Source organism: Pauljensenia sp. UMB6358 (assembly GCF_030216865.1).
In the GTDB taxonomy this organism is placed as follows: Bacteria; Actinomycetota; Actinomycetes; order Actinomycetales; family Actinomycetaceae; genus Pauljensenia; species Pauljensenia turicensis_A.
Window position 1 is genome coordinate 1 of sequence record NZ_JASOMS010000191.1, and the last position, 262, is coordinate 262.

General features: G+C 56.1%; 1 pseudogene. It reads left to right on the forward strand.

The annotated features are described in order from the left end of the window. Window positions 1-27 precede the first annotated feature (27 nt). Window positions 28-262: pseudogene (locus QP381_RS09145) on the forward strand (terminase); the annotation flags it as partial.

Sequence of the window (262 nt, forward strand, 5' to 3'; positions counted from 1 at the left end):
ATGTGCATCATGCGGTCGAGTGTGACGGTGTTGTGGACTGCTCACCGCTCGAAGACGTCTGGTGAGACGTTTAAGTCGATGCAGGGCATTGTGAATAGGCCGCAGTTGCGCCGGTTTGTCGCGTCGATTAGGCGTGCGAATGGTCAGGAAGCTATTGAGTTTGTGAATGGTTCGCGCGTGTTGTTTGGTGCGCGCGAGCAGGGGTTTGGCCGCGGGTTCGCTGAGGTGGACATTGAGGTGTATGACGAGGCTCAGATTCTGA